At 46.5% G+C, this 14,454-nt stretch carries 14 protein-coding genes; 5 read left to right on the forward strand and 9 right to left on the reverse strand.

Translation table 11 applies throughout. From position 1 onward, the window contains the following. Positions 1 to 20: 20 nt before the first annotated feature. Complete coding sequence (locus tag AC3IRK_RS11600; RefSeq protein WP_233494506.1) at positions 21 to 566, reverse strand: FadR/GntR family transcriptional regulator; 546 nt, start codon at positions 564 to 566, stop codon at positions 21 to 23. 74 nt (positions 567 to 640) lie between these two features. Further along, positions 641 to 3,808, reverse strand: coding sequence for a DNA polymerase III subunit alpha (gene dnaE / locus AC3IRK_RS11605; RefSeq protein WP_131502797.1), 3,168 nt, complete (start codon positions 3,806 to 3,808; stop codon positions 641 to 643). 154 nt (positions 3,809 to 3,962) lie between these two features. Between dnaE and AC3IRK_RS11610 the strand changes: the two genes are divergently transcribed. Next, positions 3,963 to 4,157: a YtzJ family protein gene (locus AC3IRK_RS11610; protein WP_114595250.1), complete on the forward strand. Its 195-nt coding sequence runs from the start codon at positions 3,963 to 3,965 to the stop codon at positions 4,155 to 4,157. 61 nt (positions 4,158 to 4,218) lie between these two features. Here AC3IRK_RS11610 and AC3IRK_RS11615 read toward each other — a convergent pair whose 3' ends face one another. After that, complete coding sequence (locus AC3IRK_RS11615; RefSeq protein WP_131972391.1) at positions 4,219 to 5,154, reverse strand: DHH family phosphoesterase; 936 nt, start codon at positions 5,152 to 5,154, stop codon at positions 4,219 to 4,221. 66 nt (positions 5,155 to 5,220) lie between these two features. Here AC3IRK_RS11615 and AC3IRK_RS11620 point away from each other — a divergent pair, with 66 nt between their 5' ends. Beyond that, entirely contained in the window at positions 5,221 to 5,538 is a 318-nt protein-coding gene (locus AC3IRK_RS11620) for a YtpI family protein (RefSeq protein ID WP_131502799.1), read from the forward strand. A gap of 41 nt (positions 5,539 to 5,579) precedes the next feature. Here AC3IRK_RS11620 and AC3IRK_RS11625 read toward each other — a convergent pair whose 3' ends face one another. Further along, on the reverse strand, positions 5,580 to 6,890 hold the full coding sequence (locus AC3IRK_RS11625; protein ID WP_026827733.1) for a DRTGG domain-containing protein: 1,311 nt from the start codon (positions 6,888 to 6,890) through the stop codon (positions 5,580 to 5,582). Positions 6,891 to 7,046: 156 nt separating this feature from the next. Here AC3IRK_RS11625 and AC3IRK_RS11630 point away from each other — a divergent pair, with 156 nt between their 5' ends. Beyond that, entirely contained in the window at positions 7,047 to 8,159 is a 1,113-nt protein-coding gene (locus AC3IRK_RS11630) for a M24 family metallopeptidase (RefSeq protein ID WP_131972390.1), read from the forward strand. Positions 8,160 to 8,268: 109 nt separating this feature from the next. Here the strand turns inward: AC3IRK_RS11630 and AC3IRK_RS11635 are convergent, their stop codons facing one another. Beyond that, positions 8,269 to 8,994 carry an SDR family oxidoreductase gene (locus tag AC3IRK_RS11635; RefSeq protein WP_131502801.1) on the reverse strand — a complete coding sequence of 242 codons (726 nt, stop codon included), beginning with the start codon at positions 8,992 to 8,994 and terminating at the stop codon, positions 8,269 to 8,271. Positions 8,995 to 9,146: 152 nt separating this feature from the next. On the opposite strand from AC3IRK_RS11635, the gene AC3IRK_RS11640 reads away from it, so the two are divergent. Then, positions 9,147 to 9,584, forward strand: coding sequence for a universal stress protein (locus AC3IRK_RS11640; RefSeq protein ID WP_026827730.1), 438 nt, complete (start codon positions 9,147 to 9,149; stop codon positions 9,582 to 9,584). A gap of 93 nt (positions 9,585 to 9,677) precedes the next feature. On the opposite strand, the gene AC3IRK_RS11645 is transcribed toward AC3IRK_RS11640, so the two are convergent. The 4 genes from AC3IRK_RS11645 to tpx form a co-directional block, all read right to left on the reverse strand. Further along, a complete protein-coding gene (locus AC3IRK_RS11645) occupies positions 9,678 to 10,283 on the reverse strand; it encodes a 3D domain-containing protein (protein ID WP_233494505.1) in 606 nt (201 codons plus the stop codon). Positions 10,284 to 10,623: 340 nt separating this feature from the next. Further along, positions 10,624 to 11,835: an acetate kinase gene (locus AC3IRK_RS11650; protein ID WP_114595245.1), complete on the reverse strand. Its 1,212-nt coding sequence runs from the start codon at positions 11,833 to 11,835 to the stop codon at positions 10,624 to 10,626. A 120-nt stretch (positions 11,836 to 11,955) separates the two neighbouring features. Further along, complete coding sequence (locus tag AC3IRK_RS11655; RefSeq protein ID WP_114595244.1) at positions 11,956 to 12,864, reverse strand: class I SAM-dependent methyltransferase; 909 nt, start codon at positions 12,862 to 12,864, stop codon at positions 11,956 to 11,958. A gap of 103 nt (positions 12,865 to 12,967) precedes the next feature. Continuing rightward, the gene (gene tpx / locus AC3IRK_RS11660) at positions 12,968 to 13,474 is read right to left on the reverse strand and encodes a thiol peroxidase (RefSeq protein ID WP_489170730.1); all 507 of its coding nucleotides are present in this window, start codon (positions 13,472 to 13,474) and stop codon (positions 12,968 to 12,970) included. Between the two features lie 164 nt (positions 13,475 to 13,638). On the opposite strand from tpx, the gene AC3IRK_RS11665 reads away from it, so the two are divergent. After that, a complete protein-coding gene (locus tag AC3IRK_RS11665) occupies positions 13,639 to 14,454 on the forward strand; it encodes an NAD kinase (protein WP_489169988.1) in 816 nt (271 codons plus the stop codon).

The raw sequence follows: 14,454 nt of genomic DNA on the forward strand, positions 1-14,454 counted from the left end.
TTAGTTCCCCCTTGTGGTTCCTACGAGCGTTTTAGAAAAGCTTCCCGTTCCGCTCGCGTATAGAGCTCCCCTTGACCAAAACTTTGATAGAAGGCATTCACTTGCCGCCAAATCCGCTCAAACAAATCGTTATCGATTGTAGCGATCAGCGTTTCCCGAAAAGCCGCATCGGAATCGACGTGCACTTCTAGAATGGACGCGTCTGCGAGTTGAACAAATGCTGCTTGTTCAAGCAAACGAAGTGTTCCTGCCAGATCTTCAAACTTTGAATCGCCGGTCACTAAAAATTGTGCGATGATTTGAATATAGGTATGGTCATCACGGTTTAAAAGAAAACTACCTCCGCCGTGCCTCGTCTCGATGATTCCGAGATAAGCTAACGTCCGAAGTGCTTCCCGGACAGACGGACGACTAATCGACAGTCGTTCTGCCAATTCACGTTCTGATGGAATTCGATCTCCCGGCACAAAACCATCCTGTTCGATCATCGTTTTGATTGCTGAAATATTCATTTCAAAAGCATTCCGCTTTTTCTCCATTTGTACAGCACCACCTTCCTGACGCATGCGTCATTTCCTTATTCCGGCGGTCATTGGTCAGACCAATTACCCCTTATTATAACAAATCTTATTACCTACTACTAGTTCGAACGAGGGACATTTTTCAAGATGATATTCGTTTCCCCGAATCGAATCCGGAGTTGCGCCATCAATTCTTCTTCCTGTTGGATGGCATACATTCCCGGCAGTGATTTGGTCTCATTCGTATCGGCATAACGAACGACGACCGGAATATCCCCGGGGACGGTCTCGAGCATCCGCTCAAGAACCGCGAGATCATTTTTGGACGGTAGTTTGACGAATAACACATCTTGCCCTAAAGGACGTAACCGCTCCAGGACGAATTGCCGGTTCCCTTCGCGTTCCTGCACCTTCACTTCAATCAACAAGACGTTTCCGATATACAACGAACGTTTAAACGCTGCATACTGTTGCGGAAAAACGACAACTTCTTCCGTCGAATACCCATCAACGGCATGCATGACCGCCATCGTTTGGGCGCGTTTTGTCTTAAATTCACGGATTTGCTCAATATAACAGACCAGGTAATTGGTTTGATTGCCTTCAAGGGAAACCGTTTGAAAATGCGTCGTTTCAACCGGCGGCTTCATCGCGGTCATCAATGGGGAATAGGTCAACCAAAATCCGAGTGATTCACGCTCAAGGCGTGCCCAGTCCGTTGCTGTCCGGTTCGTTTGTGCCGTTGTCTTTCTTCGCCCGAGACTTGCGAGTTCATCCGGAAGAAGTGTATTCGAAGCCATCGTAAAGTAGTCAAGGACTTCCTGTTCCGCTAGCCCACGGTCTCCATGAGTTGCCCGATCGAGCGCTCCGCTGTATAACAAAAGTTCAATCTTAGCCCGTTCTTTTTTCCCCCAACCAACTGCTGACAATAATTGTGTAATCGTTTGCGAGGTTTTGGCCGCTTCCCGTAACGTCTGAAAATCTTTTTCCGTGATTCCCCGAAGTGTTTGAACGCCGAGCCGGATTCCTTTACCTTCTAATGTCGAACGGTAATCCGACATCCAAATATCAGGCGGCAGTACCGGAAGACGTTTTTCCCGCATGACACGCACGAGACGTTCCGGTTGATCGATCGATACCAATGAAAAGATTTGTGGATAATGGGCCTTCATGTATCCGAGGGCATAACTGATTTTCGTATACGCCACGGCATGACTACGGTTAAATCCGTATCCGGCAAACCGTTCAATTTGATCGTACAACGTTTCGGCGACCGTTAAATCAAAACCGTTTTGCAGCGCCCCTTCAATAAATCGTTGTTTTTCCGCCTCTACAGACTGACTGCTTTTTTTCGAGATTGCCCGCCGTAATAAATCAGCTTGCGCCAAGGTGAATCCGGCGACCCGGCGTGTAATCTCCATGATTTGTTCTTGATAGACGATGACACCGTACGTCGCGGTTAAAATCTCTTCTAAAATCGGATGGACCATTTGATAGGGTTGACCGGCTTTTCGTTTCGCATAGAGATCGATGAATTTCATCGGTCCCGGACGGAACAGTGACATCGTCGCGACCAGATCCTCGAACTGATTGGGCTTGACCTCCCGTAACGTCTGTTTCATTCCGGCCGACTCAAATTGGAAGATGTGATCCGTCTCCCCTTTGGCGAACAATCGTAACGTCGCTTTGTCCTCGTCCGGTATCCGTTCCACCAAGAAATCGGGGTACGTATGTTGAATCAATTGTTCCATCTGCCGCAGTCGTGTTAAATTCCGTAACCCCAATAAGTCAATCTTCAGCAATCCTTGTTGTTCGATGGCCTTCATTAGATATTGTGTAACGAACCGTCCGCTGGCATTCAAATCAACCGGTGTCGTCTCGATCAACTCATCTGATCCGATGATGACACCGGCAGCATGAATGGAACGTTGGCGTGGTAATCCTTCAATTGCTTGAGCAAGCTGCAGTAATTGGCGTCGTTTTTCACTGCCCGAGAACCAGCGGTAAATGGAAGCCTGTTGTTCAAGGCCTTGTAATGTCGTCACTTTTCCCAACTGTTTCGCTGCCGCATCTGTTTCATCTTTAGAAAACTCCAACACCCGTGCAACATCGCGTAATGCTGCTTTCGCTCCAAGAGTCGATAACGTTCCGATCTGACCGACATGTTGCTTCCCGTACCGTTCGACCAGGTACTCAAGCACTTCTTCCCGCCGCTCATCTTCGATATCAATATCGATATCGGGCATCGAGATCCGCTCCGGATTTAAGAACCGTTCAAATAACAACCCGTATTTCAGTGGGTCTACCGTCGTAATCCCGAGAGCATAACTGACGAGCGACCCTGCGGCCGAGCCCCGTCCCGGTCCTACACGGATGCCTTTTACCTTCGCATGGCGCACTAAATCTTCGACGATCAGAAAGTAATCAGCAAATCCCGTTTTTTCAATGACTTCCAGTTCATACTGCAACCGTTTTGTCGCTTCTTCCTCGACATGTCCATGTGCGAGCAAGCCATCATGCGCCAAACGGTTCAATGCATGATTCGAATCATCCGATACTTGCGGGAGAGGACGTGATTGAAACGGCAACGTCAATGTTTCCTGCGACTCTCCCCATTGTTTCAGCAACCGCAGTTCCCGATCAGTATACTGCTCGTGCAACTCCTCCATTAGTTTAAAGTGAGCCGTCCGACTGACTTTTTGATCAGCGAACGTCGACCCTTCGTCAATCGCACGCAAAGCTTGAAACGCTTCCGCCTCTTCCCGAAACAGATAACGAACAGGATCGATGGGAATCGTTTCGATTCCGAGCGCATTTGCCGCTTGACGGTACTGTTCCCTGCTGTCGCGCTCAACGGTCGACCGGACCGCCTTGACGCCGAGAAAAATCTTCGCTTTGTGCGCTGATCCCATCCAGTGGGCGATGAGACGCCGTAAGCGCGAGTCATCTTCCGGTGCTTGGCGTTTTGGTTCCAGGACAGCGATCAATTGTGAATAGTCTTCAACAGGCATTTCACTGGCAAGCCGGTAGAGTGCTTTTAGTCCATGACTCGTCTTCGCATACCACAAAATCGTGAGTTCATCCGGTTCTATGACTTGTTCTAGTCCGATGATCGGAGTCAGTTCCCGTTGCGCACAACCTGCCATGAACGCCGGCACGCCGGTCAAGGACGTTTCACAGATGGCTGCAGCTGAAAAGCCGCGTCGTTTGACCTCATCCAGATAACGATCCATCCGAATCGTACTTTGCAAAGGACTGTATGCTGTACGGACATTTAGTTGGATCATTCTTTTTCCTCCATTCTCATCTGCTTTTATTCCTTCCATAAATGAAACGTTTTCAGAAGTTTCATATCTATGCGTTTCTGAGTCTCGCCATCCCCATCATTTTTCGCTACAATAAAAAGAGAACATCATGACTTGCAAGGAAGGAGAGTTTGCCATGATTTTAAACCGTAGCCAAATTGCCCGCGAAAAAGTAGAACAACTGAAATTAGGGGTAACCGCATTTACCGAGACTGAAGAAATCGCTGAAAAAATCCGGAAGTCCGTTAAAGAACTTGAATTAAACGTCATTGAAGATCACACAGAACGGGGAACTTGGTTCATCCCTCAAGAAGAGGCTTCCACTCATTGATGCTAAAAAAAGCTGTTCGCCATGTATCCGAAACAGGATGATGGCGAGCAGCCTTTTTTTATTAGAACGTAAAGGCTTCTGCCACTTCATTCAAACGGGAGACGACCGTATCCACTTCCGTCAAATCTTTGATCGTCGCACCTGATGCCATCGGATGTCCGCCACCATTAAATTCTTTGGCTACCTCATTGATGACCGGACCTTTCGAACGCAGGCGGACACGAACTTCCTTATCAGTTTCGAGGAATAATGCCCATGCTTTTAAGCCTTTCAGACCTGCGAAGCTATTGACGAGGAGGGACGCTTGTTCAACGGTCGCATCGAATGTCGCCAATGTATCCTGTGTCAACACGACATACCCGACGCCGGCTTTCGTCAACTGGATATGTTGCAAGACATAGCCTTGTAACTGTAAAGCAACCAGTTCCGTCTGATACATGTTGCGGTAGAGCCAATCCGTATCGATTCCTGTATCCAGCAGTTGCGCTGCGACGGAAAATGTCCGGCTTGTCGTGCCTCTGAATTGGAAGCGGCCTGTATCACCGACAATTCCTGCATAAAATTGAATCGCCGCCGTTGCCGGAATCTCGTACTCCCATTCATTTAAGAGGTGAACCAATAATTCTGACGTCGAACTGACGGTTGTATCTACAAGTTGAACGTCGGCGTATGGATCTTCGTCCGGATGGTGGTCGATTTTAATCGTGTGTTGACCGTTTAAGGCTTCCGCTCCATCGATCCGTCCTTGATTGGCGGTATCCAGGACGATGACGAGTGCATGCGCGTACTCTGCTGCTTCTACAGCATCGAGCTCTCCCATGAATGAAAGGGAGGTCGCCATCTCGCCCACTGCCTTTATTGTTTTATCGGGAAATCGCTTTTGTAAAACCAGCTGTAATCCAAACTGACTGCCTAGCGCATCAGGGTCCGGACGTTCATGCCGATGAATGATGATTGTCGATGCTTGTTCAATCAATTGTCTGATTTGTTCTTTCACAGTGCACAGCTCCTCTAAATATTGATATGATACAAACAGATATAGAAAGAAAAGGAGGTCATCCATATGCAGTTTGTTCTCATTCTGTTAATCGTCTTGTCTCTTGGTGGATATTTACTTGCAAAACGACGTGCGTTTCATACGAAAAGCACGAACCGGAAATTTTTATTCAATACGCAAGCGAGCATCTGGCTCAGCTTGTTCGTCATTCTTTTTGCCGTTAACCAATTTGTGTCTGGTGACGGATTGACGACGACGATCGGAAAAGTCGTCTGTTCGATTCTAATTGTCATCGGTGTCGCTTCATTTATCGCAGGTTTCATCCGCTATAAGAAAATCTATCCGTATGTCGTCCGTGAAATGGAACAGTCGGAACAATCGTAAAAAAGACGGTAGCTACCGTCTTTTTTTGTGTCCAGTCCCTGTCATCGATCGATTAGTTGTGACGTCACGAGTGCTTTCGCCACGATTTGTGTACCTTGATACATCTCGACATCCACTTTTCCGAACTTCCGTCCGACATCAAACACATTGGCTCGAATCGTAATCGTACTCTCGATTTGAACAGGTTTGATGAAATAAATGCTGACATTTTCGATGACGAGGTCACCCTTTTTCATATGACGCAACATCCGTGTCGCTCCTTCGACGAGCAAGGTCGTCAAGACACCACTCGAAGCCGTCCCCATGAAGTTCGTCATCTGCGGTGAGACTTCGAGTGAAAGGTAAGGTCCTCTCGCATCTTCTGCCGCTTTGATCTGTCCTGTGATCAAGTCATCAAACGTTTCGCCGACTTGCGGTTGACGGTTCGCCAGTTGCAGGGCTTTCAAGACATCTTGCCGGCTGATGATGCCAAGCAGACGTCCGTACTGATCGATGACCGGTAACATCTCAATCCCTTCCCATACCATCTGGTGCGCGGAGTTCGTCACGCTTGTCCGGATTCCGACCGTGATCGGGTGACGGGTCATGACTTTTTCGACCGGCCAGTCATGTGGACGGTCAATGATATCCTTCGCCGTCACGACACCGACAACCTTCATCTGTTCATCAATGACCGGATAACGGTTATGTTTTGTCTGCTCATTAAGTTCATGCCATCTGGCAATCGGGTCGTTCGTTTGCAAATAAAACGTATCGTGTAAAGGAATTAAGATATCGGAGACCAGTAAAATTTCTTTTTTGATCAGTCGGTCATAGATGGCCCGGTTGATCATCGTCGCGACAGTGAACGTATCGTAAGACGTGGAAATGATCGGCAACTCCATTTCGTCTGCCAATCGTTTTGCGTCTTCCGTCGTGTCAAAACCACCGGTAATTAAAACTGCTGCTCCTGCATCCAAGACCAGCTCATGTGCTTTTTCCCGGTTTCCGATGATGACGAGACTGTCGACATCGATATAACGCATCATCGCTTCTAACTTCATCGCGCCGATGACAAACTTCGTCAATGTCTTATGAAGTCCGTCACGTCCTCCGAGAACCTGTCCATCGACGATATTGACGACTTCCGCAAACGTCAGTTTTTCAATATTTTCTTTTTGTTTCTTTTTAATGCGAATCGTCCCGACACGTTCAATCGTTGAGACGAACCCTAAATTTTCCGCTTCTTTGATGGCACGATATGCCGTACCTTCGGATACCGTTAAGTCCTTTGCGATTTGCCGGACGGATATTTTGGCGCCCACATCGAGATCCTCAATGTGCCGGATGATCTGTTCATGTTTTGTAGGCATGCTGTATCCCTTCTTTTTCCTATATTCTACTCTTCTGTCATTATACTGTACCACTCCAACGAATGAAAAGTGTACTAGTCCCGATTTGCGAGAAATGTTTTCCGTTTCTAACGATGGTATACTGAATCCTGAAACGAACAGAGAGGTGGAAGCGATATGTTAGAACGGACAAATCAGATTAGTCGTGTATTACAGGAATCAGGAATCGACGTTGCATTGATTACGTCAAAAGCGAGTGTGTTTTATTTTTCAGGTGTCTATGCGGAACCTCATGAACGTGTGATGGCTGTCATCGTAGATGCTAACGGAAAACGTGCCCTCTTCTGCCCAGCCCTCGAAGCCAACATCGTCGCTGCAAGTCCATGGGACGGCGAAGTCATTACGTATGCGGACCACGAGCATCCATTTGACAAAATTAGCGAAACCCTGAAGACATTTTCGATTTCCAATAACCGAATTGGAATTGAAGGCGAACACATGACTTTCAGCCGGTTTAAAGAGTTGGAAGCCCGTCAGGAAAATGCGGCAATTCTTGATATCGGTCAACCCTTGCAAGCACTACGCCTAAAAAAAGACGCTCAAGAAATTGCAATTCTCCGCGAAGCAGCAGCATTAGCTGACGAAGCGATCGAAATCGGCAAACAGGCGATTCGTCCCGGCGTCACGGAAATGGAAGTCATTTCAACAATCGAGTTCGAAATGAAAAAGAAGGGCGTCCGTGAGATGTCGTTCGATACATTGGTTTTATTCGGAGCAAACAGTGCCGATCCGCATGGTGTGCCCGGTGACCGAGTCATTCAAGAAGGCGATTTCGTTCTGTTCGACCTTGGTGTCGTTTGGAAAGGATATTGCTCAGACATTACTCGGACGTTCGTTTACGGGGAAGCCAGTGAAGAACAACAAACTATTTATCAAACAGTTCTTCAAGCACTTGAAGCAGCAACGGAAGCCAGCCGGGTCGGCGTGACTCTTGGTACATTAGATCAAGCTGCCCGGAAGGTGATTGAACAAGCCGGTTACGGTGACTATTTCACCCATCGTGTTGGACACGGTCTCGGCATCGATGTCCATGAATTCCCGTCACTCGCATCGAACAACTTGCTGACAGCGGAGTCTGGAATCGTATATACACTGGAGCCAGGGATCTATGTCCCGAACGTCGGCGGTGTCCGTATTGAAGATGACATTCATTTAACCGAGAGCGGACCGGAAGCACTGACCCGCTATCCGAAGCACCTCCAATCCTTACCGGTAACAGCCGTACAGTAAACGAAATCAGAATCTAATAAAAACAAAAATCAGGTGGACGGAATTCGAATTCCGCCCACCTGATTTGTATACACAGCCAAATCCAGCTGTTAATCCTTCTTCCGAAAAATCACGGTCGTGATTGATGCACAACATTGACACCACCGGTCACATCAAGAATCGCCCCTGTAATCAGACTGGATTCTTCCGCTACTAAAAATGAAATCGTCCGCGCGATATCTTCTCCGACACCTGTCCGTCCGACCGGCGTCTGTTCATCCGCCGTCGCCTCTTCAATCCGTTTTGACTTATTGTCGCCCACAATATTACCGGGATTGACCATGTTTACCGTAATTCCGTATTCCGCCTCTTCAAGCGCTACACTTTTCGTCAAACTGACCATACCGCTTTTCGCAGCGGCGAATGCAGCTCGCTCCACCCACCCGGGTGCAGATGCACTCTCCGGAAAACCGTATGTAATGATACGTCCGTATTGTTGTTCGCGCATAATCGGAAGGATTTTTCGCAATAACCAAAAACTGGCTGTCAGGTTACCGGTCACTACTTCATTCCACTCTTCATCCGAATAGTCGACAAGCGATTTCCGTTCGAAGATATACGGTCCCGCGTTTAAAATTAACGCGTCAATCCGACCGTGGGCAGTCATCGTTTGTTCAACCGCATCCATCAATTGATTTTGCTGCGTGACGTCCGCTTTAATCAAATGAAGTCGTTCGTGAACAAATGTCGGCTCCGAGCGGTGAAGCGCAGTGACGTGCCACCCCTCCTCGAGTAAACGACGGGTCACCATTTCACCGAGTCCTTTTGTTCCTGCTGTAATTAACGCGTGCCTCATCTTGGCATCGCCTCCTTTCATCTCTTTCCATCTTACGGGTTCCGCTGGCGAAGAACAATTTTAAAATCTCCTTAAATGTTCCTCACCTTCTACTTGAGGGAATGGTATAATAAGGGTGTAAAATCAGAGGAAGACGAAGGGATGGATACAAGATGGCAATCGTATATCATAACATTTTAGTAGCAGTCGACGGATCAAAAGAGGCAGAACGTGCTTTTGAAACGGCGATTGACGTCTCACTTCGAAACAATGCCAAACTCGTCATTGCTCACGTCATCGATACACGGACTTTCGCAACTGTCGAGGCCTACGATCGGACGATTACCGAACGTGCCGAATCCTATGCAAAAGAACTGCTCGATGATTACGTCAAGACAGCTCAGGAGCGTGGTGTAAAAGATGTTGAAGTCGCTATTGAATACGGTTCCCCGAAAGTAACCATCGCCAAAAAACTTGCACCCAACCATAATGTCGATTTGATTATCTGTGGAGCAACCGGCTTAAACGCTGTTGAACGTTTCTTTATCGGTAGCGTTTCAGAAAGTATCACACGTTACGCGAAGTGTGATGTCTTGATTGTTCGTCTTTAATTGAACTCATTTTGAGCACTTTCTCTTTCAAGAGGAAGTGCTTTTTTGGACAAAAAAAATCAATCGCACCAATGTACGATTGATTGAAATGACTTATTTGTATTTAACAGTGACGTTACGACGACCCCAGTTAAATGCTTCGGCACGTGAGTAGTACAAAATGTCCATCTTCTTGCCTTTGATGGCACCACCTGTATCTGCTGCTGTATATGTCCCTTTTAATTTCCCTTTGTAATACACTTTGACTGTTGAACGAAGCGGAATCACACGTGGATCAACTGCTACGACTTTCTTTTTCGAGCTCTTGATGTTCCAGCCGATTGCCGTTAAATTACCGCTACCTGGATCGTATGGTGTATAAGCTGTTGCACTTACGTTTGTGATTGTTTTCCAACCACCTGTTGATTGTTTTTTCGATCCGCTTGATGTGACGACTTTCGAATAACGGGCACTGAGGTACGCCGTTTTTCCTTTATAACTTACTTTATACCAGTTTCCTGTTTTAGCTTTGTACGGTAACGTTTGATTCTTATATAGAAGACCGAGTTTCTTGGACGCTGTGGTAGCTTTCTGGCGAACAATCAGACTATCGACCGACGACTTGACATTTTTTTTAGTTGCAGCTTCCGCTTGAAGACCTGCAAACGAACTGAGTGCTAACAAGACTGCTAAAACACTAGCGATTATTCGTTTCATCATCATGTAATCTCTCCTCCATAATTGTCCCTGTTTTGTAACTTACATTAATATACATGACAAAATGAAGCTGTGCCGTTACATATAGACCACAAAAAGATGACGTCATTGTTACTTTTATATTACAAAAGTCTCATTTTTATCGGTTTCAAACCGTTTTTTCGACAATAATCGGTTTAACTTTCGTTTTCACGTTTTTTATATGACAAACCTTGTAACAAACGTTTTTATTACGAGAAATCATCTCACCTGTTTTCACTCCGTTGAGATGATTTTCTTCAAACAAAAAAACGCCTGAATACAACTTTCGTTGTGATCCAGACGTTTGCTCAAAAAGATTTAATTATGCGTTTTGCTCGACCAATCCACCGATACGAACCGTGTCACGGGCAATCATCAATTCTTCATTCGTCGGAATGATGATGACTTTGACCGGTGAATGCGGATAGTTGATGAACAATTCTTCTCCGCGTGCACCGTTGTTGAGTGAAGGATCCCAATAAACGCCCATGAATTCAAGGCCACGTAAGACACGCTCACGGATCGAATCCGAGTTTTCACCGACACCTGCTGTAAAGATGATGGCATCGACGCCATTCATCTCTGCTGCATACTGACCGATATAGCCATGAATCCGGTTAGCGAAGATTCGTAACGCCATTTCCGAACGGTGATTTCCTTCTGTCGCTGCAGATTCAACATCACGCAGGTCACTTGAAAGACCAGAAAGACCGTAGATGCCTGACTCTTTGTTCATGACATTTAGAACGTCTTCTGCTGTCTTGCCGGTTTTCTCCATCAAGAATGGGATCAAGGCTGGGTCAAGCGAACCAGAGCGCGTTCCCATCGTGATTCCTTCGAGTGGTGTGAAGCCCATTGTTGTATCAAGTGATTCTCCGCCTGCGACAGCTGCGATCGATGCTCCGCTACCGAGGTGACATGAAATCAGACGCAAGTCTTGTAATGGACGGCCCAACAATTCAGAAGCACGTTCCGTGACATATTTATGGCTTGTTCCGTGGAAACCGTACTTCCGGATGCCGTACTCTGTGTAGTATTCGTACGGAAGACTGTACAGGAAGTTTTCTTCCGGCATTGTTTGGTGGAAAGCTGTATCAAAAACAGCGACTTGCGGTACTTCCGGTAAAATCGCTTGGAACGCACGAATTCCGATCAAGTTTGGCGGAATGTGTAACGGACCGAGCTCCGTGTAAGATTCGATGTCTTGCATGACTTCTTCTGTAATGACAACAGAGTCCGCATATTTTTCTTTACCGTGTAACACACGGTGTCCGACACCTTTGATCTCATCATACGATGAGATGATGCCGAATTCCATGAGTTTCTCAAGTGATAATTCAACTGCTTCTTTATGTGTCGCAAGCGGAAGAACATCCGTGTATTTCTGTCCTTCGCCATATTTAATCGTAAAGATGGCATCGTCTTTTCCGACGCGCTCTACTAAACCAACTGCAATCATCGTTTCATTCGGCATCTCAAGTAATTGGAACTTCAGTGACGAACTACCGGCGTTTACTGCCATAATCTTTGCCATGATTTATTTCCCCTTTTCCATTCAAATCGATCGACATTCACATCTGTATGAGTCTTGCTCTTTTTCTGTTCTACACTAGAATAGTCAAATTAACGACAGATTTCAATCACTTTGCGCATTTCATTTTAATTCTGTGTTAATCCATTCATCAATCTGTTTCACCATCCCGCCGAAGGCACGGGCGTCGGTAAACGATGGCAACTCGGCCAACAATGCCTGTTTTGGCATCGTCATACCCGCCAAGTGGTTCCGGACAATCAAATAACTTTTAGCTGCTTGTTCCTGCTTGAACATCGTCAACGGTAACTGGAGGATTCCGACGACATGGGCTTTTGTTTCGAAATATTGCTTCAGCTTACCTTCTGTATCATGTTGAAAGAGTCCGTTCGGAATGACAAACACTCCAAACCCGCCCGGTTTCACATAATTCATTGCTTGTTCGATCAACAGGAAATGGCTGTAACTCATACCTTCATCCCGTTTTAAAACGTATGTTTTCGAGACTTCTTCATCCGGATAATAGCCGATCGGCAAATCTGCCATAGCTAAATCGACCGGATCAAGCAAAAGCGGACGCAAAGCATCCTGATGCGTATAGTTGACCGGATAATCCATGAGTTCAGAAACAGATGCCGACAATCGAATTAATGTTTCATCCACCTCAACGGCTTCGGCAACCGTATCTTTCGGAAGTTGACTGAGGACAGCATGCAACATACCGCCTGTCCCGCTGCCAAGATCCAGCAGACGGACATCCTCCTTCTTGATTAGTTTCCCGATTAAATAACCCGCAAACAATGCGACGCTGTCCGGTGTCGGCAAGTGATTCGGTTGTGCCTGTTTCATTCCTTCGAGAATGGCAAGTGATACGGCTTTTCGGACGGTTTCCGGTTCTACGTTTTCCGTATGCCGTTCATTCAAACGGTCGATGACTTCCGTCAGACCTTCAAGGTACGGCATGTCTAAATCACGTTCTAATTTACGCGTTTGCTGTGTCAATTCTTTATATAATTTTTCTAGTGATTCCATGTGTGTTCCATCCTTTCAAAACGAAACGGCCCCCGCACTTCTTGGGAGCCGTTCTTTCTCATTACTTTCATTGTAGCGGTTTTACGCCGTTTGTAAACCATTCTTACTTCGTTGTTTTGGCTCCTTTGGCAGCCGCAAGTGCTGATTCAAAATCAACTTCATTCGTTGACTCTTCTAGATATTCCGCATAAACGACTTCATTTGCTGCGTCGATGACGAAGACCGAACGAGTCAGTAAACGAAGTTCTTCGATTGCGACTCCGTACTGTGTACCGAACGAAAGATCACGGTGATCTGACAGCGTCACGACGTTGTCGAGTCCACTCGCCGCACACCAACGACGTTGTGCAAACGGTAAGTCGTTTGAAATCGTCAAGACTGTTACACCTTCAATAGCCGCTGCTTCTTCGTTGAATTTACGTGTTTGGGCATCACAGACACCTGTATCGATTGATGGTACGACACTGATAATTCGAACTCCTTCATACGTATCGCGTGTCACCGGTGAAAGATCGTTTGCTAATACTTCGAAATCCGGTGCCTCTTGTCCGATTTCAACAGGTGTTCCGATTAATGTGATTGCGTTCCCTTTAAATGTTGCCATGTAAATTCCCCATTTCCCGATAGATTCATATGTCGTTTTCCATTCTACTATAGAAATGCCACCACGGTAACACAAGATTTCTGCCCGCACTTCGAGCTGGCAGTACCGATTTTTGTCAAAGACGGGTATAATAAAGGAGTTCATGAAACGCTTTCAAGGGGGAATTGACCATGGCTCGAAACAATGTCTACCTGTATTACCGTAACAAACAAAGACACGAGACGCAGGTACGTAAACTGATTGAAGTAGGAAATCGGTATGGACTGAATGTCGTTCAGAACCACAAACAAGCCAACATCATTGTCTCGATCGGCGGAGACGGTGCCTTCCTTCAAGCGGCACGCTTTACAGGATTCCGGGAAGACGCGATTTATGTCGGTTTTGCCGAAGGACCGAACTCATTTTATTGTGACTTCGATATCAACGATCTCTCTTCGGTTGAAGCCATATTCAAGGAAACCGGAAGCCGTGCTTCTGAAGGTGAAATTGAAGTCCGTCGCTATCCGCTCCTCGAAGCTTCAATTAACGGTGGACCGGGTATGTTGTGTCTAAATGAATGTTCCGTTAAGTCGAGCATCATCAAGTCGCTGGCAATTGAGGTCTATATCGACGGGTTCCTGTTTGAGACATTCCGCGGGGACGGTATGGTCATCTCGACACCAACCGGTTCAACGGCTTACAACAAATCATTATCAGGGGCAATCGTTGATCCATTAATCCATTGTCTTCAAGTCAGTGAGATTGCTTCCGTCAACAACAACCGGTACCGGACACTCGGATCGGCATTCCTCTTGAATCGCGGTCGTAAGTTGTCTTTACGCATCATCGAAGATGGCAACGACTATCCGATCATCGGAATGGACAATGAAGCGCTCAGTTTAAAACGGACAGATTCCGTCGATATTCAATTATCGGAAAAAGAACTCAAGACCGTTAAATTAACGAATAATACATTTTGGCATAAAATCCAACGTTCTTTCCTGTAA

Source organism: Exiguobacterium sp. GL_137, from assembly GCF_057834585.1.